We start from the raw sequence: 23,505 nt of genomic DNA on the forward strand, positions 1-23,505 counted from the left end.
ATGCAAACAGAAAAACAAAAAATGATAGCTGCTCTGGTAAAAGAAAAGCGCGTGGGCTTGAATTACACCCAGCAACAACTGGCCGACATGTGCAAAGTAAGCTTGCGGTCTATTCAACGGATTGAAAATGGAGAAGTGTATCCAAGGCAATACACCTTGAATGAACTGGCCAAGAATCTTGGCTTCACCATGGAAAGTCTAGAGACAAACAGCGCTAGCACCTCTCTGCCAAAAAAGGAAAAACTGGTTAGAAAATGGATTATGACAGCAACATTAACGGTTGTGTTCTTTTTACTTTCTACCGCCTATTTGGCTCAGTCTAGCACTTTTCCCGAAACCCAATTCGAGCTTATTATTTACTACGCAGGGGTTTTAGTATTCTTAAGCAGCACATTACTGTTTATCTGGCGCAACAAGTAATCCACTTATTAAACCCTTAAAACATGATAGGCATTATTGTTATACTAGCCATTTCTTGGCTGCTGCTTCACTTTATTCAAAAGCAAAGCCTTTCAGTGCTCGGTTTTTGGCCACTGAAAAAGGGCATGGTCCAACTTGTAATTGGCTTTGTCCTCATCATCTTAATCAGGTTCCTATTTACCTTTATTGAGTCCCAACTCAGGGCCTTTGAATGGACATTGAACCCTAACTTTCAATTGATTCTGGCAGCAAAAGCCTTTTGGTACCATCTAAAATCAGCTTTAACCGAAGAATTGATCTATAGAGGAGCTGCTCTATACATTCTTATTCAACGTATTGGCGACAAAAAGGCGCTTTGGCTGTCAGCCATCATTTTCGGTGTTTACCACTGGTTTTCATACGATCTATTTGGTAGTGGTATAGTCGCCATGGTCTATGTTTTGGTTATAACAGGGCTTTCAGGGTATGTATGGGCGTACACGTATTTCAAAACAGGATCGCTCATGATGCCCTTGGGCTTTCATTTAGGCTCCAATTTCTTCCTGACCTTCTACCTTCCTAATCAACCCTATGGAGAGCTGCTCTATAGTATAACAGATGTTGCTGTTTACAATGACTGGATAGAGTTATTAATCGCTTTTTTTCCTGGCCTAGGCCCTTCTTTACTCACACTGTTCTGTGTAAAGTTTATGCTTAAAAGAAAGCTGGCACCAGAAACCAATCTGCTACAGCATTGAGCTCACCTTTTCATTATATTGCCAACGCATGGCGAAAACTCCTCCAACAGAAAAGATCATTTTAGGAATTGACCCCGGCACTAGCGTAATGGGCTATGGCGTGGTTTTAATCAAAGGGAAGCAGATTCAGCTACTTCAGTTTGGGGTAATTCACCTGAAAAAGTACGTAGGTCACGAACTAAAACTGAAAAAGATCTTTGAACGAGTAACCTCCATATTGGAAGAATTCAACCCTGATGAAGTTGCTTTAGAAGCCCCGTTCTTTGGCAAAAACGTACAGTCAATGCTTAAGCTTGGCCGAGCGCAGGGTGTAGCCATGTCTGCAGCCTTAGCCCGCGACATTCCTATTACCGAATACGCCCCAAAAAAGGTAAAGCAATCTGTAACAGGCAATGGTAATGCCTCTAAAGAACAAGTGGCGGCCATGCTACAAACACTGCTAAAAATAAAAGAGCTCCCAAAAATGCTTGATGCCACCGATGCACTGGCCGTAGCCCTTTGCCATCATTTTCAAAACGGACAAGCCCAAAGTAAATCAGCCAGTTGGAAGAATTTTATCAGCGAAAATCCAGGCAGGGTTAAATAGGGAATTGGTAAATTAGTAGACTGGTAAGTCTCCAAAAAACATTCACCTTCTTTAACCTAAATAATAGGACAGGCTTAGTAGCGACAGCTTTAACCAAAGCACGCCAAATCGAAGAGAAAGAAAGGAAAACCAAAAGTAAATAAAGCCGTCTTTAAACTCGTAACGTTAACAACCAATGCAACTCTCTACAACGCCACAAGCCAAGCAAGTTTTTGATAATTACCCGAAAGAGGTGCAAGCGCAAATGCTACACCTTAGAGCACTGGTACTGGAAGTTGCTGAAGACATCGAGGGATTAGAAAAGCTAGAGGAAACCCTTAAATGGGGTGAGCCTGCATACGTAACCAAACATGGCAGCACACTGCGCATGGACTGGAAGGCCAAAAACCCTGATCAGTATGCCATGTACTTTCAGTGCACCTCGCAACTAGTACCTACGTTTCGTTTTCTTTACCCTGAACAATTTGAATTCGAAGGTAATCGTGCCATTGTCTTTCCGCTAAATGGCACCTTACCCGATAAGGAAGTGAAGCATTGCATTAGCCTCGCGCTGCAGTACCACAAACTCAAACATTTACCTCTGTTGGGCAATTAGTATTCTGCCAAATCACCTTGCATCATGATGTTTTGTTTAACCTTGGGTAAAACATTCATTCAATCAAACTGAATGAACGACATTTTTTAGTACTTGAAAAACCCAATAATGTACACGATAATTTTTATAGAAAAACTTAAAACATACTATTAGACATTCTGTTACGGGAGCAAATTATAAAACTAAAACCCCGTGATTATGAACACTTTAAAAACAAACAGCAAATTACTGTGCCTACTACTAGCACTATTTGTTACTATTTCGGCATGCGACAATGATGATGACTCACCTGACCCAATGCCAGAACCTCAGACCATTACTGAAATTGCTTCTGCCAACGATGACTTCAGCATTTTGGTGTCGGCCTTGGTAAAAGCAGACTTAGCAGGCCTTTTGGACAGCAACGGATCGTTTACTGTTTTTGCACCTACCAACGATGCTTTTGAAAAAGCTGGAATCACAAGCCTCGACAACCTAAGCGCAGCAGACCTAAGACCGATTCTATTGAACCATGTAGTTTCTGGTAAAATTCTATCGACCGACCTTCAGGCAGGAGACAATTATGTAAGCTCTGAAAATGCATCTGGACCAAACGAGACTAAACTCTCGCTTTACATCAATGCTGGGGACAACGTAGTTGTTAACAACAATGCCACCGTAACCACTCCAAACCTAGAGGCAAGCAATGGTGTGATTCACGTTATAGACAATGTAATTAGTGCTGATGTAGATGTGGTAGATATCGCCCTACAAAACTCAAACTTTAGCGAATTAGTTGGTGCGTTGCAAGCTGCCGAAGGAGACTTGGTTAGCACACTACAAGGCGATGGTCCATTTACGGTATTTGCCCCTACAAACGCTGCTTTCGAAGCAATTGCAGAGGTAACTGCCGAGCTAAGTGCTTCAGAATTAGCGAATGTGCTTACCTACCATGTCGTAAGTGGCAATGTGCAATCTTCAATGCTCTCTGATGAAATGAGTGTAACAGCCATCAATCAAGGTACTTTCTCTATTGACCTTGATGGAGACATGCCGCAAATCATGGATGCCTCAGGTGCCACTGTTACCATAGTCCTCACTGATGTGCAAGGAATAAACGGTGTAGTACACGTTGTTAATAAGGTGTTACTCCAAAACCAATAAATCAAGCGTTATTAAAATAGGAAACAGGGCTACAAGAAATAGCCCTGTTTTTGTTTTAGTTGAGTCAATTAACTAAATACAAAGTGTAGTTATAAATGAACAGCGCACACAACATCGCTAAAGAATTACTAACCTAAACCTAATCTAATTACTCTTTAAATGTTGCGATGTCATGTGTCTGCCCAACTAGGTGAAAATTATTTACTACAGCCCACCAAAGGCTTCATTGAGTTCTTTGCTTTTTGTTCCTTCACGTAATTAGCATAAGGGCCAGAGTCGAAAGGCCGATCACTTACAGCAAACATTACATCTGTACATCTAATGTTAGCATACTGGCTGTTGCCATCTGAACTTTGCATGTGAAAGATTCTGCTGATATAGCTGTCATCTTTAGCATCAATAAACCTTCCGACATCATTCCCATAGTTACCTGGCTTTCTCCAATCTGGTGAAACCAGCTTATTATTCACCCTATAATTCTTAAGTTGAATAAAGTTGGACTGTAAGATGCCGTCCGTAGTATTAAAAGGCTCAAAATCATTGGTATGATCACTTTTAGTGATATTGTTATTCGGCTGAATGTATAGGATCACTTTCCCTAGTAGTCCACCTTCTTTCGATCCGTTCTCATCCATATAATACAAAGTCTTACCATCTACTATCTTACTTGCCTCCACTAGCTCTTCATTGTAAAAACCGCTTGAACTATGATACCTCAACTTCTCACCAAACTGTTCTTGCATTAACTTTATAATATTCTGCCATTTGGCATCGGCCATCCAATGTTCATACTCTTTCAGTTCTGTCATAATGAAGAGCGGCTCATGATTAGGATTTTCATCGCTCCAATTGGCTATATAGCTGATCCAATCTTTCAGTAAAATTGAATTTGGGTTATCTACGGTAAGGTCTACCTCATCTCCTGGTGCATCGTGACCAAGAACTAAATCTCCAATGTTCAATTTTGCTAGTTGCATTTTGTTCGACTGTTTTAACTGTGCGTAGAAGCCATTGTTAGCAGCAAAAAGCTCAACATTAGCTCCAGCTAAAAAGTCTATCTCCCCATTATATTCCTCCACAACATTGGGCTTCCCATTATCTAGAATAAGCTGAAAGCTATTCATTTGCCCGCTGGCTAAATACGTATTCAAAAACAGCTTTTCACCAGAATAAATAGCATTTACTTTACCCACAAGCTTAGAAGAATTACCGCTTACTTCGCCTTTTTGTGACCAAGTAGAAGTAGATGTTTCAATCGAGGTAATACTAAAACTCGAAACATACTTCTGGTTGTGCTTAAATAGATGCAGCTGCTCATTTTGTACGAAAGGAGTAACTGTCATATCTGCACTTACTCCATCGATAATGAGCTTTCGATTTCCTATTAGCGGCTCTGCTCCCTGAATACTGAATGGATACACGGAAACGGTTTGATTATCTTGATTGTGAAGAGATATGTAGAGCTGATTTTGAAAGGAGAACAATTTTAATTCAGCATCTGAAGGTGTTAAACGCTGCTGTTTTACCAGATTTAAACCGTTGCCAGAAAAGTCATAAGCTATCAACTCTCCCGACTGACTATAATAAACTACCAAATAAGTTCTGCCCTGAAAATTGTAAGACGTAACCTCCGCTTCACCTGCAGCCCACAGGGCACTAGCATTCTCATAAACCTGCTGACCAGTTGCTATGTCTTCTATACTTGCTAGGCCATTGGTTTCATCTAGCGAAAAGAGGTATGCTTTCTCACTGTGCTCTAGTGTTAGGTGCTTAAGATTTGATGTGGTTTCCGTAGAAAGTAATTCTTCGGTATAAAAAGAGAACATATCGAATTCAAAAAACCGAAGCCCTTTGGCCAACTGAGTTTTAATCCCTTCCCTTTTCATTCCATTTTGGTTACCAGAATATGAGTTATGAGTCCCGGTAAAAAAGAATTGTCGATAGATGGCGTTGGTTGAGTCTCTTGTTTCTACAGGAGTTGTCGGATCTGGCTCAGCGTCTGGATTTACCTCCTCAGACTCGCAAGAAGACGCTCCTAACAAACAAGAGAGCAAGTGAAATACTAAAAGGATTTTCATGGTTAGACTTTTCATAAAAAATGGAAGCAAAAAAGAGAAGAGGGTAAAAAAGCCCTCTTCTCTAAAAACAACTAATCTAATTTGGTCTGCTACAGAAAGCGTTATTATCGAATTTACTAACCGAGAATTGAGGTTTGTGAGCATCGTCCCAGTTAGGTGAATCCGTATCGAAGTCTAGGTTACACTTCACATTGCTTACATCCCAACCAGAAAGGTCTTGGTTAAACACCTGATTCTCCTTGAACAAGTTCTGCATGTTAACCACATTGCTTACATCCCACGAGCTAATGTCTTGGTTAAACTTACAGTTCTTACCACCAAACATGGTTTCCATATTATCCATGCTACTCAGATCCCAATTAGCTATAGATGCATTGTTAAACTCCGCATCTTTGAACATGTCCCACATACTTTCCACTTTAGACATGTCCCAAGCACTAAGGTCACCATTGTAGCTAGAGCCACGGAACATCTCTCTCATGGTAACCACATTACCTAGTTTATCTCCCCATCCTGAAAGGTCTTGGTCAAATACTTTGTTATCTCTGAAAGTAGATTGGAAAGAAGTAACATTAGCCACATTCCAATTACCAATTGGTTGGTTGAAAGGTGAGTTTCTGAACATGTTTTTCATGGTTGTAGCACTGCTTACATCCCAAGAAGATATATTCTGATTAAAGGCAGACTCATTAAACATAGTCTCGAAAGTCTCCACATTGCTAACATCCCAATTGTCCAAAGGCTGATCAAAGTTTGTTGCCTTATAGAACATGTCCCACATGCTAGTTACTCCGCTAACATCCCAATGATTAATGTTACTATTGAAAGAGCTAGCTTCTCTAAACATTGTTCGGAAGTTAGTCGTCTCGCTCAAGTCAGGGGCGTTGGTGGCGGAAATCTGTAAATTAGAACAGCCTCTAAAGTAACCTCCATTGTTACCTAACTTTAACTGACCCCAGTCTGTAATATCAATGATATTATCTCTGCTTGTGTTAGTAGCATCAAAATTAAAACCGTTGATATCTCCCCAAATAACTACTTGGTAATCTCCAGCCTCAGCGTAAGTATGAGAGGCAGAAGACAGATCGTAGCCAGCTACGATATCTTCTTCACCATCTCCCCAAAACACTTTGAAGTTGTACTCGCCATCTTCTTCAAGTGGCAGAGTTATCTCTCCCCCAGCATCTACCCTCCAAACAGAAACAAACTCTTTATCCGATTGAAATGGAGCTAGCACGTTCAACTGAATATTGAACTCTTCTTCTAGGCCAAAACCATAGGCCAAAAGAGTAGACTCACCAGCAGCTACACTTTCGCCCGAAGCTGGAGTACTCTCTATACCACTTGGCAAATTGATGGTTAATACCACTTGTTGACCTTCTGCCTCTGGCGGTAAGGAAGCCGTGATTAATCTTGAAGGGTTAACTACTGCCGCTTCAATATCTGCTTCTAAAAAGCTATTATTCTTAGCTTCAATCAATATCGACTCGATGTATACATCGCGATCATCAATATCGAAATCAGTACTATCTACATCGCAGCCAAAAAACGCCAAGGCCACGGTAAACAAAATGAATTGATATATTCTATTTAAGTTTTTCATGAGTTTCGGTTATAGAGATTAATAGCCTGGATTTTGCTGCATGGCAGTAATATCTACCTGAGACTGAGGAATAGGAGCCAAAACCCTAAAGTCTTGCACTACAATGTTTTTCCCCTCACTAGCAAAGAAGTTGTTCATAATGCTAACGGCATTACCGCTACGCAATAGGTCTGCCCATCGGTGGCCTTCACCAAAAAGCTCGAATCTTCTTTCTAGCGCAATGGCATCTCTTAAAACAGCTTGATTGGTAGAGGTAATTCCTGACAAACCTGCTCTAGTTCTAACCGCGTTCAAGTGGGTTAAAGCCTCGGCAGAACCGCCTGTTTCGTTCAATGCTTCAGCAAGCATTAATAGCACATCGGCATACCTTACCACATAATGGTTATCACCACCATCGCCAGTATTGTTGTTGGGAGAAGGTGTCCATTTATTAGCATAGTAGGCATTGTCCGAAACATTGATTAGGTCTCTTCTTTTATCAGCAGCATCGAACAAATTATAGAAGGCAGGCTCCATAGCCATTGCCCCTCTACCTCCCTGATTATCTGGTTGCGTGAAATTGTAGTAATAAGCACTTCCTTCACTGTTCCCATCCAATTCCGAAGCATACTGAATACTAAATACATCTTCAGCATTACCTTCATTTTCTACCCCGTAAAGGTCGCCTATGTCTACTAGCGAATATTTGCCAGTACCGACAATCTGCTGTAATTGCTGTACTGCCTGAGCAAACATACCTCGCTTCATATAGTTTTTAGCGAGAATAGCTCTTGCGGCCTGTTTATCTGCTCTACCAGCAGCATATGTTACAGGCAATAAGTCTATCGCCTCCAATAAATCCGCTTCAATCTGATCGTAAACTTCAGCCTTAGGAGTTCTTGTATCATCAAAAGCATACGATGGATCGGTCACTTTTGTCAATAAAGGCACATCACCATAAATGGTAGTTAGGTTATCGTACAAGAAGCTTCTAATAAACAGCACCTCGCCTCTTCTAACATTCTTTACTTCCGAACTACTAAACTGAACCTCATCAATTACCTCTAAGACCATGTTAGTGTGGAAAATTCCGTCATAGGAACTATTCCAGATACTGTTAACAAACCCAGTAGTGGTACTCCATGTAAAATCTTCTAAAGAGCTAACTCCACCATTTGAGTTTGGAGCCTGAACATAAGCATTATCCGAAGTCACTTCTCCCCAAAGAATCATATAGTAGCTATACAGCCCCTGAAGGTTATTATAACTAGCCGTAACAGTTGATTCTACACTTTCTTGAGAGTTATAGTAGTTTTCGGTTAGTATCCCTGTTTCAGGAAATTGATCTAAATCATCGTGGCACGATAGGCATAAGCATACCGCCATTGTAAATGCGAATAGTCTTTTTAACATGATTTCTTCTGTTAGAATGTGAGGTTAATTCCGGTAGAATAAATGCGCGGTACGGAAGTAGTTCCGTGAATATGGCCTCTGTTCAATGGGTTTCCATTATCTCCGCCATCTGGGTTCATTCCTCTATAGTCTGTCCAAGTGTGCAGGTTATTTACTGAGAAATAGATTCTGGCTTGTTTCAGTCCAACTCTGTCTAATAGGTTGACTGGGAAAGTGTAACCAACCTGCAGCCCTCTAATTCTGAAATAATCTGCATCTAGCACATTGTAGTTTGTTGGGTTACGGCTAGCCTGCCTTGTTTCAGTATTTCCGTACGCATCTGGTGCTGCCAAGAAACCATCAGGATTGGTAACCGGATCCCAGTAATTGTTGAAATAATGGTAGTTTGTGTTTGAGAATGCCTCTCCATACTCTAAGTAGCGAGAAGTCATTTCATCGAAAGCTACTCTACCTAGCGTTCCGTTAAAGGTCATGTTAAAGTCAAAACCTTTGTAGGCGAGGTCTAAACCGAAGCCATAGCTTACTTCAGCATTATAATCGCCTAGGGAGACTCTATCATCAGCGTTGATCACATCATTGCCATCGGTATCTTGGAAAATGTAGTCTCCTACTTCGGCAGAAAGTGTAGTAGACTTTCTAGATAAATATTCGTCTACCTCTTCTTGTGATTTTAAAAGGCCAATAATTTTATACCCGTAAAGGTTGGCTAAAGAACCTCCTACTTGCGTAATAAATCTTTGGCTTCCACCTTCATACAGTTCTTCGGCACCACCCAACGAAATAATTTCATTCTGGTTGGTTGAAAGGTTAGCATTCAAACCAATCATCAGATCTCCAACTTTAAGGCCAGCTGTATTTAGAACGAACTCCCAACCTTTGTTTTCCATCTCACCAACATTTTGAAGTGAGCTACTAAAGCCTGTATGTGTAGGCACAGGTCTATCTAGCAAAAGATTGCTAATGTTGGCGATGTAATAGTTTACTTCAACATCAAGCACATCATATATGCTTAAGTCTGCTCCAAAATTGTGAGAAGTATTGGTTTCCCATGTAAGCCCAGGTGATGGCGCACTAGACGGCCCCGCCCCTGGGTGAAGTGTTCCATCGTAAGGATAATCGCGACCAGTTCCGATTGACGCGTACTGAGCGTAATTCCCGATCTGGTTATTACCTGTGGTACCCCAGCTATAGCGTAACTTACCAAACGTGACAATGTCGTTTTGAGGGAAGAAACTCTCGTTGGTGAACACCCAACCAGCAGAGAATGATCCAAAGGTTCCAAAACGGTTATCCTCTCCAAAGCGAGAAGAACCGTCCGTTCTAATAGAACCTGTTAAGAAGTAAGTGTTTCTAAAGTTATAGAGCAACCTTGAGAAATAAGAGATTTGCACCCACTTGCTTCTTGAAGCATCAGCAGTCTGCACCGTTGAACCATCAATATTTTGAATGATATCGTTCGGGTAATCCGCACCTGTTACGCTCAAGGATTTGTATGCGCTGCTTTGGTAACTCTGTCCAAGAAGGACGTTAAATGAATGCTCCTTAACATCGAACTTATAGTCTAAGGTATTCTCCCAAAGTACATCTAACCTGTCGTTTCTAGATTCAGAGCCTTGGCGGGTGTCTCTCTCGCTGATTAGCCTACGGTAAGAACCTGTAAGCATTGGCGCAAATTGATCTGTAAACTTGTTATTATAAAGATACCCCAAAGACGACTTCAACTTTAGGTTGTTGATAGGCTCAAACTCTACATAGGCATTTCCAAAAGTATTGAACTCTTCTCGCTTATATTTAGAGAGCTCTGCCATAGCCACAGGGTTCTCCTGCATATTGGCATTGTAAGGACGGTTGGCCAGTATTTGCTCTTCTACACTATAACCATGAGCCGCTCCGTTTTCAGCATCGTAAGCCGAAAAGAATGGGAACATATAAACCATGGCTCTGCCCGCAGGGTCTATCGGAAAACGATAGTTGTTACTTCCGTTGGTAAGCCCTCTTTCTGCATACATGCCATTTACGTTCACCCCAAATCTCACTTGATCACTAATGTCTGTATTGGTTTTAAGGTTAAGCGTATATCGCTTCTGATCTGCAGTAATTACTATACCCTCCTCATCGCTGTAGCCTAAGGAAACTGAGTAATCCGTGCCATCATTAGCTCCTGAAATGTTTAAGTAATGGTTCTGAATATTACCAGTTCTGTAAACTGCATCTTCCCAATCGAAATCGGTAAGTCCTTGCTCGCCATTCAGGTATGGCAAAGTATAATCTAAGAGAAGCTCTCTTACATTGGCTCCCTTAGCTAAACGCTCGGCTTCTGTATCGTTAACGTCAGCATCCGGGTGGTTTTTTAGATAAGCATTGTTACGGCCATCGGCAAAAAACTTTGCTGCATCATAAGCATTCAGCAAATCATAAGAACCAGAACGCTCTTGCATACCGAAAACTGTACTGAAGTTAATGGTCGGGCCTCTTTTCTTACCTTTTTTAGTGGTAATCATAATAAGCCCATTGGCTGCGCGAGAACCGTAAATAGCTGTAGATGCAGCATCCTTTAGCACATCAACTCGCTCAATATCATTAGTATTAATAATATTCAATGAGCTGCCTTCCGCTAAGGGAAAACCATCGACAACCACTAGTGGGTTGGTTTCTCTTGTGATAGAACCTGCCCCTCTAATGGTTATAGTGTTACCATCGCCTGGGTTTCTAGCATTAGTTAATATATCTACACCTGCAACACGACCTACAATCGCTTGATCAACACTTGTGCTAGTATATTGCTCAATAACACTTGCATCTACACTAGAAACAGCACCAGTTATTTTTTCTTTAGAGTTCGTTCCGTAACCTATCACCACCACATCTTCTAAGCCTAGACTCTCTTCGTTTAAAACAAAATCTAGTCTACTAGATGATGCTGTAATAGTTCTCTCTAAAGTGGTATAGCCTACAAACGAAACCCTAACTGTAAACGAATCTACTGGTACTGTCAGCTGATAGTTACCTTCAGCATCAGTAATCACTCCATTAGTTGTTCCCTTCTGAAGAACTGACGCCCCTGGAAGAGGGACATTTTCTGTATCCCTAACCTTGCCACTTATAACAATAGCTAGTGCTTTGTTCAAAGATTGATCATTTGGTTTTTTCGATTGAGCCAGGTACACCCTGTTTTCAACAATTCGAAAAACTGTATTGGTACCTTTGAATATCTCCTTTAATACATTTTCTATAGGCTCATCCTGAGCATTTACCGACACCTCTCTATCAAGGTCTACATCGCTCACTTTATAGATAAACCTATAATCTGTTGAGTCCTCGAGAATATCTAGGAGTTTATTTACCCGAATGCTCTCCAAGTGCAAGGTTACCTTGGCGCCTTGCCAAGTAATGTTTAATGCATTTGCCTTAGAAAAGCCAAAAAACATTAACATAACTAGTATTTGTAAAAGTAGGCTTGAAGTGAATTTTGGCCTGACCTTACAATGTGCTTTGATTTTTTTCATAGTTTTATAATTCGTAATTGGTGGTTGAAAGAAATTTCTTCACATCCTTGAGTCGGAAGATGTCCCCACATTTTCCGATTTGTTTTTTAGGGATATGCTGTCTGATGGTCCTCCTGATTTTACATAGGCATATTTCATTTTGGTTATTGGATCGTTATTTGGTTTTCGTTGATTTCGAATGATATTTCATAGAGCACGGCTAAATCGTTCATCACTTGCTCTAGAGATGGGTTCTGCCCGAAATTGGCACTAATAAGCTCTCCGTTTAACTCAGCATTGTTGTCAATTTTCACATTGAACCTTCGCTCAAGAATCTTGAGCAAGCCACTAAATGCCATGTTTCTGATGATCAATTCACCATTCGTCCAAGCGGTGTAAGGAGCGGTTACCGTAGGTTCGGTAGAAAAGAGTAGGCTATCTTTATTGAAAGTGGCTTTGAATCCAGGCTTTAGAATGGTGCTGTTGTCACGGGAAAAACTAGTCTCTGTATACAGGCCAACTTCTCCTTCAACCAGAACAACCTCGTCAATCTCATTTTCCTCATAAGTATTGATATTGAAAGCCGTACCCAGTACTCTTATTTTGAAATCATTTGCCTGAACTACAAAGGGTTGATCAGGATTCTTGCTTACCTCTAAAAATGCTTCTCCGTTGACGGATACTGATCGGTTCTGGCTAGGTAAATAGCTAGTTTGATAGCTAAAAGATGTTCCCGCATTAAGTTGAACCTGGGTACCCTCTGATAATTTTACCTGAAATGTTTTTCCGTAAGGGACCTTTAATTGATGTGTTTGGGCCTGCAGACTATTGCTTTCATAAACGAGTACCCCATCCTCAGCGTAAGCAATCTGCACTCCGTTGACTTCAACAAGTTGCTTTTCGTCTGAGTTGCCCAAAACAATGAAGTTCCCTTCCCCCATTTCAAGGGTAATTTGATTGGAGAAATCAACCAATTTGGATTGCGAATACTGCCTAACTAAAAAGACTGCCGTAGCAAATACCAGAAATACCGCTGCAGCGTACCTCCACTTTGGCCAACCAAATCTATTTTCCGACTCAACTTTGTCTATAGATTTATCAATTCGCTTTAAGAGGCTAACTCTTAGCTTGTTTTTCTCTGATTCACCTAAAGTGGAATTGATCTTAAGTGTCTGCTTAACTTGTGCCCTCTCACAGTATGCAATTAGCTGTGCCTCCTCTTGCGGAGAGCACTTGCCGTTATCATACTTTTCTACCAGTTCTAAAAGTTGCCGCTTGGTCATTTCTTCTGCTTTTCAGAATAAGGACAGAGCTAGCGACAAGAACTCACATAGATATTTTGAAGGTTTTTACTTATTAATATTGGGGTAACTTTCAGGATATGAATCGATCACTTAGAGCTTTAAATATTAACTCAGAGTGAAATACCGAGAGATGACTGTCAATATTAACGGCTATAGAAAAAGCACGATAAACCCCACATCCCGAACCGATTTTCTAATATGTTTTAGGGCTAGAGATATTTGATTTTCAACGGTGCGAACGGAAATATTGTAATACTCAGCTATTTCAGAGTTGCTCAATTCTTTGAACCTGCTCATGAGAAAAATTTCTTTGCAGCGTTCAGGTAAAGAAGCTGCTGCACTTTCTATAACTGCTCTTAAATCTTCTTCATTGAGCTGATTTTCTCCATCGGGAGCACTGGAAAGACCGTCAATTATAACTTCGTCTATAGCTGTGAAGGTCACTTTAGAAAGTTGAGAAATACTTTTATTTCTAACCGCAACAAGCAGATAACTCTTAAGACTAGAGATTTCTAGAGATTCACGCTTAACCCACAGATTGGTAAATACATCATGCAGTACATCTTCCGCCAAAGACCTGTCATTCAAAACATTGAATGCATAATAGAAGAGTTCTTCCCAAAACTTATCGTACAATAAGTTAAAGGCCATTCTATTTCCAGATCGAATTAAATCGATTAACTCCTGGTCCGATACAGATTTAGTTTGCCCTTGATTCACCAAGAATGTTTTGCCCGAAAGTAAAACATGGTGCTAAAAAAGACGCCAATAGCGTATTAAGATTGAATTATTTATTCAGGTCTTGAATGGCTAAGCCATTTCAGAGGAAATCTTCTCAGCAATAGCTTCAAACTCAGCGCCTGTTAGCCTGAGTTTTGGCCTACCAAAGTCGATGTCGTGCATACCATGGAGCGGTATAAGGTGAATGTGTGCATGTGGCACTTCCAAGCCAACCACTGCCACTCCTACCCTCAGGCAAGGAATGGCAGCGGCTATTGCTTGGGATACTTTATAGGCAAAAGCCTGAAGTTTTAGGTAAGTTTCTTCATCCAAATCAAAGAGTTTATCCACTTCTTTTTTAGGTACCACTAGGGTGTGGCCCTCATTCAATGGATTGATGTCCAAAAAAGCAATGGCATCATCGTTTTCGGCTACTATGTAGCCAGGAATCTCTCTGTTAATGATCTTGGTGAAGATACTCGCCATTTTTACTCTAATGTAATATCTAGTACTTCGAATTCCATTTTGCCAGCCGGAGCAATTACCTCAGCAATCTCACCAACCTTTTTATTCAATAAGCCTTTACCAATTGGCGACTCGTAAGAGATCTTGCCTGTTTTTAGGTCAGCCTCTTTTTCAGACACCAAAGTATATTTTACTTCCATACCGTTTTTCATGTTCTTGATTTTAACGGTTGAAAGAATAGACACTTTAGAAAGGTCTACATCTTCTTCTTTTCTAACTCGGGCATTTCCTACAATTGTCTCCAACTCGGCAATCCTCATCTCCATTAGGCCTTGAGCATCTTTTGCTGCGTCATACTCTGCATTTTCACTCAAGTCACCTTTATCGCGGGCTTCGGCTATTTGTTTGGCCATGTCCGCACGGCCTTTTGTCTTCAACTCTTGAAGCTCATCCTTAAGCTTCTGTAGCCCTTCTTCAGAATAATAACTTACTCCTGCCATATCTCACATATTTATTGTGTTCTTAAAAATAAACAACGGTCTCTGCCGAAACCGTTTAAACAAAGAAAATCGCCTTTTGTTGGGCGATTAAAAGCCAAAATTAGGCATTTTTTAGCAAAAACGGAAACTTACACGTTCCAGTCGATGCGGTAGTGGGCGGCAATTTTGCTTACCAGCACCTCGTTAATTCTTTTGTACGAAGCGAAGGTCCAGCCGGCCACATGTGGAGATAATACCACGTTTTTTTGCTCAAAAAGGTTTTGGAAATTTTGCTTTTGTTGCGCACTCAAATCATCAAACTTCTCTTTTTCCAAAACATCGAGCGCTGCACCTCGCACTTTACCACTATCGAGCAATGCAAGTAGGTCAGTAATTGGCAAAATCTCCCCTCGTGCTGTATTCAGAATAAAGATGTCTTTCTTAAACTTCTCTATAAAATCCTTATTGATCCAAGAGCGGGTTTCTTCGGTTAGTGGCACGTGCAAACTCAAAATATCGGTTTTAGCGAACAGCTTCTCCAAGCCAACCTCTTCTACCTTTTTGGTTCCAAACCCCTTTTTGTATTTATCAAAAACCAAAATTCGACAATCGAAAGCGCGCAAGCGTTGTACAAAAGCCTGCCCCATGTAGCCGTAGCCAATAATACCAACGGTTTTGTCGCTCAGTTCAACACCACGGTTGCCCTCTCGGTCCCAAATCCAATTGCGGACTTCAGCATCTGCTTTATTAATATTGTTCAGCATATTGAGCAACATACCTACCCCGTGTTCAGCCAAGGCATCGCGGTTGCCCTCTGGTGCATTCACAATTTCTATGTTGTGTTGCTCCACATAAGCCACATCAATCTTGTCCAGGCCTGCGCCAGCCCGACCGATCACCTCAAGCTTTTTGGCATGATCTACAAACTCCTTATCAATTTCTGTTTTGCTACGAATAAGCAACACTTCATAGTCCCCTATAATTTTCAGGAGTTCCTCTCTCTTTAGTTCCGGCTTATAGTCCGGTTCCAAACCAATCTGCTTTAGCAGTGGCAAAATGCTTACATGCATTTCGTCTGCTATCAAACACTTCTTCATTGTTTAGGGTAATAAAAGATTCGCAATGGCAAGGTATACTACTATACCCAGAATATCATTTGTAGTTGTAATAAATGGCCCCGAAGCAATAGCCGGATTAACATCGAGTTTGTCTAGAATTAGCGGTGTAATGGTTCCCATTATTGAGGCCAGCAGGGTAACACCAATTATGGCAGTACCTACCACAAAGCCAAACTGCATTTGGTCGGCTCCTTTCCAAACCACTACGATAATAAAGGCGATTACTGCCAAAACCAAACCGGTTAAAACAGCAGTAAAAAGCATTTTAATAAGCCTTTTGGTCAAGCTTTCTTCGAAATTAGACCGATTGGCCAAACTTTGAATAATTAGCGTTGAAGACTGAATCCCCACATTTCCGCCCGTAGCCATAAGCATAGGAATAAAGAAAACCAGCGTAACATACTTGTCAAGTTCTTGCTCAAAAGCTCCCATGGTAAGCGCACCTAGTGTACTGCCCACCATACCTATAATTAACCAAGGCAAACGCGCTTTGGAAATCGCCCAAATGGTATCATCTTCCTCCACATCAGACGAAATACCCGACATCAACTGTCTGTCTTCTTCTGCCTGGTCGGTAATTACATCTATTATATCATCGATAGTAATACGACCAACCAGCTTACCTTGCAGGTTCAATACCGGCACTGCATCAAGGTCGTACTTCTGCATTATATCGGCTACTTCTTCCTCATCCATGTAAGTTTCTACATGAATAATGTCTTCATCATAAATGCTTTGGATTTTAACGCGGTCGCCCGAAAGAATGATCTTCTTAATAGAAACCCTTCCCTTAAGCTTATAATTATCGTCAACCACGTAAACGGAATAGATTCGCTCTACATTTTCTACCTGCCTGCGAATTTCCTCAATGGTCTCTTTAACATTCCAATTAATGTTGGCCACGATCATCTCCTTGGCCATCAGACCACCGGCACAATCCTCATCGTAGCGCATCAATTCTTGCACGTGTGCGGCCGTTTCCGGATCATTTATCGAGGCGATTACTTGCTCACGGGTTTTAACGGGTAAGTCGTTGATGATATCCACTGCATCATCCGACTCCATTTCCACCAAATACTCGGCAATTTCGTGCGGTTCAAACTCTTCTAGAAAATCCCTACGGGTATCTTCTTCAAGCTCTTCAATTACTTCGGCACCAATTTCATTGTTCAGTACATCGAGCACATATTTGGCCCTTTCCCCATCCACCTCGTCTAGCAGCTGAGAGATATCGGCCGGGTTCACCCCATCCATTGTCTCGCGAATAAACGAGGCATCCTCTCGGGCAATGGCTTGCTCTACCAACTCAAGGTATTCCTTGGAAAGCTCAAATGTTACTCTCTCGTCTGACACGATTCTATGCGCTTAGTAAGGTCAATAAATTGTTGTACTGTGAGCGTTTCGGCCCGTTGATCGAAGATTGGATCCGATGTTAGAGACGAGGGCAAATTTATTGGTTTTAATGCATTGCGCAATGTTTTCCTCCGCATTTGAAAACCCGCTTTTACTACGCGTTTAAAAAGCGCTTCGTCACAGTCGAGTTGTACCACGTTATTCCTCTGAAAACGAATAACTCCGGAGTTTACTTTGGGAGGCGGGTTAAACACTCCAGGTTTAACGGTAAATAAGTATTTAATATCGTAATAGGCCTGAAGCAGCACACTAAGAATACCATACTGCTTAGAACCTGGAGGAGAAGCTATACGTTCGGCTACTTCTTTCTGAATCATGCAAACCACCTCAGGCACTTGGTTTTTGTTATCCAAAATTTTAAAAAAAATCTGGGATGAAATGTTGTATGGAAAGTTACCAATTACGGCATAGTTGTTTCCCAACTCTTCCGACAGATCCATTTTAAGAAAATCGCCAAAAATGGTACGCTCGCTTAACTGCGCATAGGTATTATTCAAATAATCGATAGATTCTTTATCAACATCTATCAACCACGTTTCGTAGGGCTTACCTACAAGGTAGTTTGTTAAAACACCTGTACCTGGGCCAATTTCGAGCACTTTTTCATAGTTCCGAAAACCAGTTAAGCCATCGGCAATGCGTTGAGCAATTGTCTGATCAGTGAGGAAATGTTGGCCGAGATGCTTTTTTGGACGAACGTAGGTCATGCCTTCAACTTATGGAAAAAATACTAATTTGCGCAAAAATGGAAGAAGCTGGCTTAGTAACCAACTGAAATATTCGAGACATGAGTGAAAGACAGGAAGAAATGCTTTATACACCTACTATTGGCATAACCATTGGTGATATTAATGGTATTGGCCCAGAGGTGATTATTAAAGCGGTGAGTGAACAAAAAATGCTCTCATTTGCAACCTTAGTGGTTTACGGGCACGGAAAGGTACTTTCACACTACAAAAAACTGCTCGAAATACAGCGTTTTAGCTTTCACCAACTTCAGCAGAACGAACCTTTTAGAAAAGGCAAGCTTAACGTGGTTAACTGCTGGGATGAAAACTTTGAAGTAACCCCAGGAGAAGACAACCAAACTGGCGGAAAGTGTGCATTAGCCGCATTGCAAGCAGCCGTTGCCGACATGAAGGCTAATAAGATTGATGCTGTTGTTACTGCACCTATTAATAAGAATAACATTCAAAGTGATGAATTCCAGTTTCCTGGACACACCGAATTCTTCACCCAAACATTCGATGCTGAGTCTAGCTTAATGTTCCTTTGCAGCGATAAATTAAAAATAGGTGTAGCTACCGGCCATATTCCACTAATGAGTATTAAAGAGCACCTAACCAAGCCGCTTATTCAAAAGAAAGTACAGCTAATGCTCAACTCTTTAAAAAAGGATTTTGGCATTCAAAGACCAAAAGTAGCAGTACTCGGGCTAAATCCACATGCGGGAGAAGAAGGTCTTTTGGGCAAAGAAGAGCAAGAGATTATTACACCAGCCATTAACGATTTTAAAGAAAAAGGCGAATTCGTTTTTGGGCCATATCCTTCTGATGGATTCTTCGGTAATCATAACCAAGCCAACTTTGATGGTATTTTGGCCATGTACCACGATCAAGGATTAATTCCATTTAAGACCCTTGCTTTCGAAGATGGTGTTAACTTTACTGCCGGACTAAAGGTGGTGCGCACCTCACCAGACCACGGTACCGCTTATAATATTGCGGGTAGAGGTTTGGCTAACGAACAAAGCATGCGTTCGGCTATTTACATGGCAATTGACATTTGCCGTAAAAGAAACGATTGAAATCTGCCATAAGTCCGCTATTTTTAGCTTTTCGTCTAAACAACCGAACTTTTGGTATAGGCAACCGTTACTAAAGCGAAATAACTAGTTTGAAAAAAGTATTAGCCATTTTTGTTGTTTTCACGCTCTTGGGCACCACTGTAGCCAATTTGCTTCCTAATGTTGCGGAGGAAATTGTGTCGTGCAAACTAGAGATTGAAAACGAGGAAGGCGATACCGAAGGCGACACCAACGAATTAGATAGTGAACTTGATGACGCCTACCTGAATCATGGAAACGCTTCCATTTTCACAACTAGCCTACTCAAAGAATCAAAAGACGAAGATCAAATCGGATACCTCATCCACCTTCAGATAATTAGCCCACCTCCCCGGGCGTAGTACATCATCACATTTACTGTACACCTAAAATACCTGGCCTAAGCGGCCAGTGACTAATTAATCTGAATTTCAACCGATTTTATTGATCAAAATGAAAAACAATCTATTCTCGTCATTAAAAGACGATTTACCTGCTGGTTTAGTAGTATTTTTAGTAGCGGTACCCCTATGTTTAGGTATCGCCCTTGCCTCTGGCGCACCATTATTTTCCGGAATTATTGCCGGTATGGTGGGCGGCATTGTTGTAACCTCATTTAGTGGCTCCCAACTTGGCGTAAGTGGCCCTGCCGCTGGTTTAGCTGTAATTGTACTTGCCGCTATTCAAGACCTTGGCTCATTCGACATCTTCCTAATGGCGGTAGTAATTGCCGGTGTTATTCAAGTAGTACTTGGTATACTTAGGGCCGGAATTATTGGCTACTACTTCCCTAGTTCTGTTATTAAAGGTATGCTAGCCGCCATTGGTATCATCATTTTCCTTAAGCAAATACCACACGCTTTTGGCTATGATGCTGACCCTGAGGGTGACCTTGGGTTTATTCAGGCAGATGGAGAAAACACTTTTTCTGAGCTATTAAACATGCTCAATTTTATAAGCCCGGGCGCTATTACCATTGCAACGCTTTCATTGGCTATACTTATTATATGGGAACAAAAGTTCATGAAGAAGATCAAAGTCTTCCAAATTGTTCAAGGCCCATTGGTGGTTGTGGTTACAGGAATTGTTTTAGGCATGGTTTTCCAAGGTTCGGACATGGCCATTACTGCCGACCATATGGTTAGCATCCCTGTGGCAGATAGCCTAGCAGGCTTTGCCAACCAATTTACTTTACCAGATTTTACTGCAATTACTAACCCACAGGTTTGGGTTGTAGGTATTACAATGGCCATTGTGGCTTCGCTTGAAACACTATTATGTGTAGAGGCAACAGACAAACTTGACCCACAAAAAAGAGTTACACCTCCTAGCCAAGAATTAAGAGCACAAGGAATAGGTAACATGGTAGCCGGTTTAATCGGTGGATTACCAGTGACACAAGTAATTGTTCGAAGCTCTGCCAACATTCAATCTGGCGGTAAAACCAGAATGTCGGCCTTGTTCCATGGTCTATTGATATTATTCTCGGCCCTGCTTATTCCGAATGTATTGAACCTAATTCCACTAGCTAGTTTAGCTGCTATTCTATTAGTTGTGGGGTATAAACTGGCTAAACCTGCCCTATTTAAGCAGATGTACAAAACTGGCTGGAAACAATTCATTCCATTTGTAGTAACTGTTTTGGCAATTGTATTTACAGACCTTTTAGTAGGTATTGGTATCGGTTTGGCCGTAGCCATTGTGTTCATTCTGTTCAACAACCTTAAGAATCCTTACATTCTTAAGAATACGCACGACCAGAGCAACAAACACTTCAGAATTGTGCTTTCTGAGCAAGTAACATTCTTGAACAAAGCGCAAATTCTGAAAGAACTAAATCGTATTCCAGAAAACACAGAACTCCTAATTGATGGGTCTAAAACCGTGAGCATTGAGCACGATGTACTCGAAATTATTGCAGACTTTAAAGAAAGTGCAAAATTCAAAAACATCGACTTGAAGCTGTACGGAATGGAAAACCTAGATTTTAATGGTTATGATGATGTGCTTGGAGAGCTGGTTGTAGACCATGCTGTGGTGAAAAACATGCCTTCTGACGAGGCTATGGAAACTAAAATACCGAACGTATTGTCGAGCAACTAATTGGCAATATTTTATTTGGAATTATTTTTTAGTTAATCACAAGAATTATCTACCTTTGCAGTCCTGAAATTTGACCTAGATAGAGTGAAGGCTGAACGAAACTTTGATATTCATATTTTCAAGCTTTCGAACGGAACGCACGATTATCAGTTCGAAATTCAGGACTCGTTCTTTGAACTGTTTGAAAATGAGATTGTAAACCAAGGAAATCTTGAGGTGAACATCTCATTAGATAAGTCTGACAGAATGATTCAGGCCGATATTGAAATAGATGGTGAGGTAACCCTTACCTGCGATAGAAGCCTTGAAGAATTCCAGCAACCCATCCATACCCAAAGGCAAATGCTCTTTAAGTATGGAGAAGAAGATAAAGAATTATCGGAAGATGTTATGGTTATAGTGAAAGACACGCAAACTATAAATCTGGCCTCGCTTATTTTCGAATTCATCACATTGGAGATACCAATGAAGAAGCTTCACCCTAAATTTCAGGAAGAAGAAGATGAAGATGACGAATATGAGCTAACGGTAGTTTACACATCTGAAGAAGAGGAAGAGCCAGACGACACGCAAACAGAAGAACCAATTGACCCTAGATGGGAAAAATTAAAGAATTTAAAAAAGTAATTAGAGCTAAGGCTTTTAAATAGAGAAGAAATGGCGCATCCTAAGAGAAAAACCTCGAGAACTAGAAGAGACAAAGGTAGAACTCACAAAAAACTTTCGGCTAAGCAACTTGTTGTTTGCCCTACTACCGGTGAAATGCACATGCCTCACAGAGCATTCTGGCATGAAGGTAAACTTTACTACAAAGGTAAAGTTGTAATGGAGAAAGAAGTTTTAGCATAAGCTTCCCTAAGATATTTTAGCTGCTCCTGGACCCAAGGTTCAGGAGCATTTCTTTTTTCAGCCCTTTGGGTTGTCCTCAGCCTTGCTCTTTCTTGTAAGTTGATTATGATAATGAGCATTGTTGGCTTATATTGGCAACCAATTTCAAAAATTGAGGGATCAAACCCCCTACATGAATGACTAAAATCAGCGCGCAAATCAGCGGTGTGCACGGCTACGTGCCCGACTACGTTCTAACCAATAAAGAGTTAGAAACCATAGTTGAAACAACCGATGAATGGATTACCACTCGCACCGGTATTAAAGAAAGAAGAATCCTTAAAGGTGAAAACCAAGGAACTTCAGTAATTGGTATAGAAGCAGTAAAAGGCCTTCTAGAAAAGACCAATACCGACCCAAAAGACATTGACCTTATTATTTGTGCTACTACAACGCCAGACATGGTGTTTCCCGCAACGGCCAACATAATTGGCGATGCCGTAGGAGCTACAAATGCATTTAACTACGACCTTCAGGCTGCTTGCTCTGGCTTTTTATACGCATTAGCAACAGGTAGCCAGTTTATTGAAACTGGTAAATACAAAAAAGTAGTTGTAGTGGGTGCAGACAAGATGTCTTCTATTATAGATTATTCAGACAGAACCACCTGCATTATATTTGGCGATGGTGGTGGCGCTGTTTTGCTAGAGCCTACCGAAGATGAGTTCGGAATTAGAGATTCCATTCTTAGATCGGACGGTTCGGGTGCACAATACCTGCACATGAAAGCAGGTGGTAGCCGCAAGCCAGCAACTGAAGAAACAATTAAAAATAGAGAGCATTACGTTTACCAAGAAGGTTCGGCAGTATTTAAATTTGCTGTAACCAATATGGCCGATGTTGCTGCAGAAATAATGGATCGAAACAATTTGACTGGTGAAGACATTTCATACTTAGTGCCTCACCAAGCCAATAAGCGAATTATTGATGCAACAGCACGCAGAATGAATGTTGGAGACGACAAAGTAATGCTCAACATTCAGAAATACGGAAATACCACAAGCGGCACAATTCCATTGTGTCTGTGGGATTACGAATCGCAACTCCGCAAAGGTGACAACCTAATTTTAGCCGCCTTTGGTGGTGGTTTCACTTGGGGTTCTGTATACGTCAAATGGGCTTACGACCCAAAATAGTTTGAAATAGAAACC

22 protein-coding genes are annotated in these 23,505 nt (G+C 41.1%); 11 read left to right on the top strand and 11 right to left on the bottom strand.

Going from position 1 to position 23,505, the window contains the following annotated elements; all coding sequences use genetic code 11:
- The 5 genes from BMW98_RS17500 (at position 1) to BMW98_RS17520 (ending at position 3,481) form a co-directional block, all read left to right on the top strand.
- Positions 1-420, top strand: a complete 420-nt coding sequence (locus tag BMW98_RS17500) for a helix-turn-helix transcriptional regulator (protein WP_162844610.1) — start codon at positions 1-3, stop codon at positions 418-420.
- A gap of 23 nt (positions 421-443) precedes the next feature.
- Positions 444-1,157, top strand: a complete 714-nt coding sequence (locus tag BMW98_RS17505) for a CPBP family intramembrane glutamic endopeptidase (protein WP_222843679.1) — start codon at positions 444-446, stop codon at positions 1,155-1,157.
- Positions 1,158-1,185: 28 nt separating this feature from the next.
- The gene (gene ruvC / locus BMW98_RS17510; RefSeq protein WP_090260309.1) at positions 1,186-1,743 is read left to right on the top strand and encodes a crossover junction endodeoxyribonuclease RuvC; all 558 of its coding nucleotides are present in this window, start codon (positions 1,186-1,188) and stop codon (positions 1,741-1,743) included.
- Between the two features lie 175 nt (positions 1,744-1,918).
- Positions 1,919-2,338, top strand: coding sequence for a DUF1801 domain-containing protein (locus BMW98_RS17515; RefSeq protein WP_090260311.1), 420 nt, complete (start codon positions 1,919-1,921; stop codon positions 2,336-2,338).
- A gap of 198 nt (positions 2,339-2,536) precedes the next feature.
- Complete coding sequence (locus BMW98_RS17520; protein WP_090260313.1) at positions 2,537-3,481, top strand: fasciclin domain-containing protein; 945 nt, start codon at positions 2,537-2,539, stop codon at positions 3,479-3,481.
- A gap of 197 nt (positions 3,482-3,678) precedes the next feature.
- Here BMW98_RS17520 and BMW98_RS17525 read toward each other — a convergent pair whose 3' ends face one another.
- From BMW98_RS17525 to rsmA, 11 genes are all read right to left on the bottom strand, one after another.
- A complete protein-coding gene (locus tag BMW98_RS17525; protein WP_121505210.1) occupies positions 3,679-5,559 on the bottom strand; it encodes a PI-PLC domain-containing protein in 1,881 nt (626 codons plus the stop codon).
- A 76-nt stretch (positions 5,560-5,635) separates the two neighbouring features.
- Positions 5,636-7,162: a BspA family leucine-rich repeat surface protein gene (locus BMW98_RS17530; RefSeq protein ID WP_090260317.1), complete on the bottom strand. Its 1,527-nt coding sequence runs from the start codon at positions 7,160-7,162 to the stop codon at positions 5,636-5,638.
- A gap of 18 nt (positions 7,163-7,180) precedes the next feature.
- The gene (locus BMW98_RS17535; RefSeq protein WP_090260319.1) at positions 7,181-8,554 is read right to left on the bottom strand and encodes a RagB/SusD family nutrient uptake outer membrane protein; all 1,374 of its coding nucleotides are present in this window, start codon (positions 8,552-8,554) and stop codon (positions 7,181-7,183) included.
- Positions 8,555-8,565: 11 nt separating this feature from the next.
- Entirely contained in the window at positions 8,566-12,060 is a 3,495-nt protein-coding gene (locus BMW98_RS17540; RefSeq protein WP_090260321.1) for a TonB-dependent receptor, read from the bottom strand.
- 143 nt (positions 12,061-12,203) lie between these two features.
- Complete coding sequence (locus BMW98_RS17545; RefSeq protein WP_090260323.1) at positions 12,204-13,322, bottom strand: FecR family protein; 1,119 nt, start codon at positions 13,320-13,322, stop codon at positions 12,204-12,206.
- A 171-nt stretch (positions 13,323-13,493) separates the two neighbouring features.
- Positions 13,494-14,063, bottom strand: a complete 570-nt coding sequence (locus tag BMW98_RS17550; RefSeq protein ID WP_139177652.1) for an RNA polymerase sigma-70 factor — start codon at positions 14,061-14,063, stop codon at positions 13,494-13,496.
- 90 nt (positions 14,064-14,153) lie between these two features.
- Positions 14,154-14,549 carry an HIT family protein gene (locus BMW98_RS17555; RefSeq protein ID WP_090260328.1) on the bottom strand — a complete coding sequence of 132 codons (396 nt, stop codon included), beginning with the start codon at positions 14,547-14,549 and terminating at the stop codon, positions 14,154-14,156.
- A gap of 2 nt (positions 14,550-14,551) precedes the next feature.
- Positions 14,552-15,028, bottom strand: a complete 477-nt coding sequence (gene greA / locus BMW98_RS17560) for a transcription elongation factor GreA (protein ID WP_090260330.1) — start codon at positions 15,026-15,028, stop codon at positions 14,552-14,554.
- 128 nt (positions 15,029-15,156) lie between these two features.
- Positions 15,157-16,104 (bottom strand): NAD(P)-dependent oxidoreductase, encoded by a 948-nt coding sequence (locus tag BMW98_RS17565; protein WP_090260331.1) that lies wholly within the window; start codon positions 16,102-16,104, stop codon positions 15,157-15,159.
- A gap of 3 nt (positions 16,105-16,107) precedes the next feature.
- Positions 16,108-17,478, bottom strand: a complete 1,371-nt coding sequence (gene mgtE / locus BMW98_RS17570; protein ID WP_090260333.1) for a magnesium transporter — start codon at positions 17,476-17,478, stop codon at positions 16,108-16,110.
- A complete protein-coding gene (gene rsmA, locus BMW98_RS17575) occupies positions 17,460-18,245 on the bottom strand; it encodes a 16S rRNA (adenine(1518)-N(6)/adenine(1519)-N(6))-dimethyltransferase RsmA (protein ID WP_090260335.1) in 786 nt (261 codons plus the stop codon). Before rsmA ends, mgtE begins: the two co-directional genes overlap by 19 nt.
- Positions 18,246-18,325: 80 nt before the next feature.
- Here rsmA and pdxA point away from each other — a divergent pair, with 80 nt between their 5' ends.
- From pdxA to BMW98_RS17605, 6 genes are all read left to right on the top strand, one after another.
- Positions 18,326-19,345 (top strand): 4-hydroxythreonine-4-phosphate dehydrogenase PdxA, encoded by a 1,020-nt coding sequence (gene pdxA / locus BMW98_RS17580; protein WP_090260337.1) that lies wholly within the window; start codon positions 18,326-18,328, stop codon positions 19,343-19,345.
- A gap of 89 nt (positions 19,346-19,434) precedes the next feature.
- A complete protein-coding gene (locus BMW98_RS17585; protein WP_090260339.1) occupies positions 19,435-19,725 on the top strand; it encodes a hypothetical protein in 291 nt (96 codons plus the stop codon).
- 91 nt (positions 19,726-19,816) lie between these two features.
- On the top strand, positions 19,817-21,466 hold the full coding sequence (locus BMW98_RS17590) for a SulP family inorganic anion transporter (RefSeq protein WP_090260341.1): 1,650 nt from the start codon (positions 19,817-19,819) through the stop codon (positions 21,464-21,466).
- An 84-nt stretch (positions 21,467-21,550) separates the two neighbouring features.
- Positions 21,551-22,093, top strand: a complete 543-nt coding sequence (locus BMW98_RS17595; protein ID WP_090260343.1) for a YceD family protein — start codon at positions 21,551-21,553, stop codon at positions 22,091-22,093.
- 30 nt (positions 22,094-22,123) lie between these two features.
- Complete coding sequence (gene rpmF / locus BMW98_RS17600) at positions 22,124-22,315, top strand: 50S ribosomal protein L32 (protein WP_090260345.1); 192 nt, start codon at positions 22,124-22,126, stop codon at positions 22,313-22,315.
- Positions 22,316-22,491: 176 nt separating this feature from the next.
- Entirely contained in the window at positions 22,492-23,490 is a 999-nt protein-coding gene (locus BMW98_RS17605; RefSeq protein WP_090260347.1) for a beta-ketoacyl-ACP synthase III, read from the top strand.
- Positions 23,491-23,505 lie beyond the last annotated feature (15 nt).

The sequence above is a fragment of the Roseivirga pacifica genome (assembly GCF_900111145.1).
In the GTDB taxonomy this organism is placed as follows: Bacteria; Bacteroidota; Bacteroidia; order Cytophagales; family Cyclobacteriaceae; genus Roseivirga; species Roseivirga pacifica.

Excerpts from the sequence above, each read along its gene's own strand:
- BMW98_RS17555 (WP_090260328.1), bottom strand. The coding sequence starts at position 14,549 with ATGGCGAGTATCTTCACCAAGATCATTAACAGAGAGATTCCTGGCTAC.
- greA (WP_090260330.1), bottom strand. The coding sequence starts at position 15,028 with ATGGCAGGAGTAAGTTATTATTCTGAAGAAGGGCTACAGAAGCTTAAG.
- BMW98_RS17540 (WP_090260321.1), bottom strand. The coding sequence starts at position 12,060 with ATGAAAAAAATCAAAGCACATTGTAAGGTCAGGCCAAAATTCACTTCA.
- BMW98_RS17545 (WP_090260323.1), bottom strand. The coding sequence starts at position 13,322 with ATGACCAAGCGGCAACTTTTAGAACTGGTAGAAAAGTATGATAACGGC.
- BMW98_RS17530 (WP_090260317.1), bottom strand. The coding sequence starts at position 7,162 with ATGAAAAACTTAAATAGAATATATCAATTCATTTTGTTTACCGTGGCC.
- pdxA (WP_090260337.1), top strand. The coding sequence starts at position 18,326 with ATGAGTGAAAGACAGGAAGAAATGCTTTATACACCTACTATTGGCATA.
- ruvC (WP_090260309.1), top strand. The coding sequence starts at position 1,186 with ATGGCGAAAACTCCTCCAACAGAAAAGATCATTTTAGGAATTGACCCC.
- BMW98_RS17590 (WP_090260341.1), top strand. The coding sequence starts at position 19,817 with ATGAAAAACAATCTATTCTCGTCATTAAAAGACGATTTACCTGCTGGT.
- rpmF (WP_090260345.1), top strand. The coding sequence starts at position 22,124 with ATGGCGCATCCTAAGAGAAAAACCTCGAGAACTAGAAGAGACAAAGGT.
- BMW98_RS17525 (WP_121505210.1), bottom strand. The coding sequence starts at position 5,559 with ATGAAAATCCTTTTAGTATTTCACTTGCTCTCTTGTTTGTTAGGAGCG.
- BMW98_RS17535 (WP_090260319.1), bottom strand. The coding sequence starts at position 8,554 with ATGTTAAAAAGACTATTCGCATTTACAATGGCGGTATGCTTATGCCTA.
- BMW98_RS17515 (WP_090260311.1), top strand. The coding sequence starts at position 1,919 with ATGCAACTCTCTACAACGCCACAAGCCAAGCAAGTTTTTGATAATTAC.
- BMW98_RS17520 (WP_090260313.1), top strand. The coding sequence starts at position 2,537 with ATGAACACTTTAAAAACAAACAGCAAATTACTGTGCCTACTACTAGCA.
- BMW98_RS17505 (WP_222843679.1), top strand. The coding sequence starts at position 444 with ATGATAGGCATTATTGTTATACTAGCCATTTCTTGGCTGCTGCTTCAC.
- rsmA (WP_090260335.1), bottom strand. The coding sequence starts at position 18,245 with ATGACCTACGTTCGTCCAAAAAAGCATCTCGGCCAACATTTCCTCACT.
- BMW98_RS17605 (WP_090260347.1), top strand. The coding sequence starts at position 22,492 with ATGACTAAAATCAGCGCGCAAATCAGCGGTGTGCACGGCTACGTGCCC.
- BMW98_RS17500 (WP_162844610.1), top strand. The coding sequence starts at position 1 with ATGCAAACAGAAAAACAAAAAATGATAGCTGCTCTGGTAAAAGAAAAG.
- BMW98_RS17565 (WP_090260331.1), bottom strand. The coding sequence starts at position 16,104 with ATGAAGAAGTGTTTGATAGCAGACGAAATGCATGTAAGCATTTTGCCA.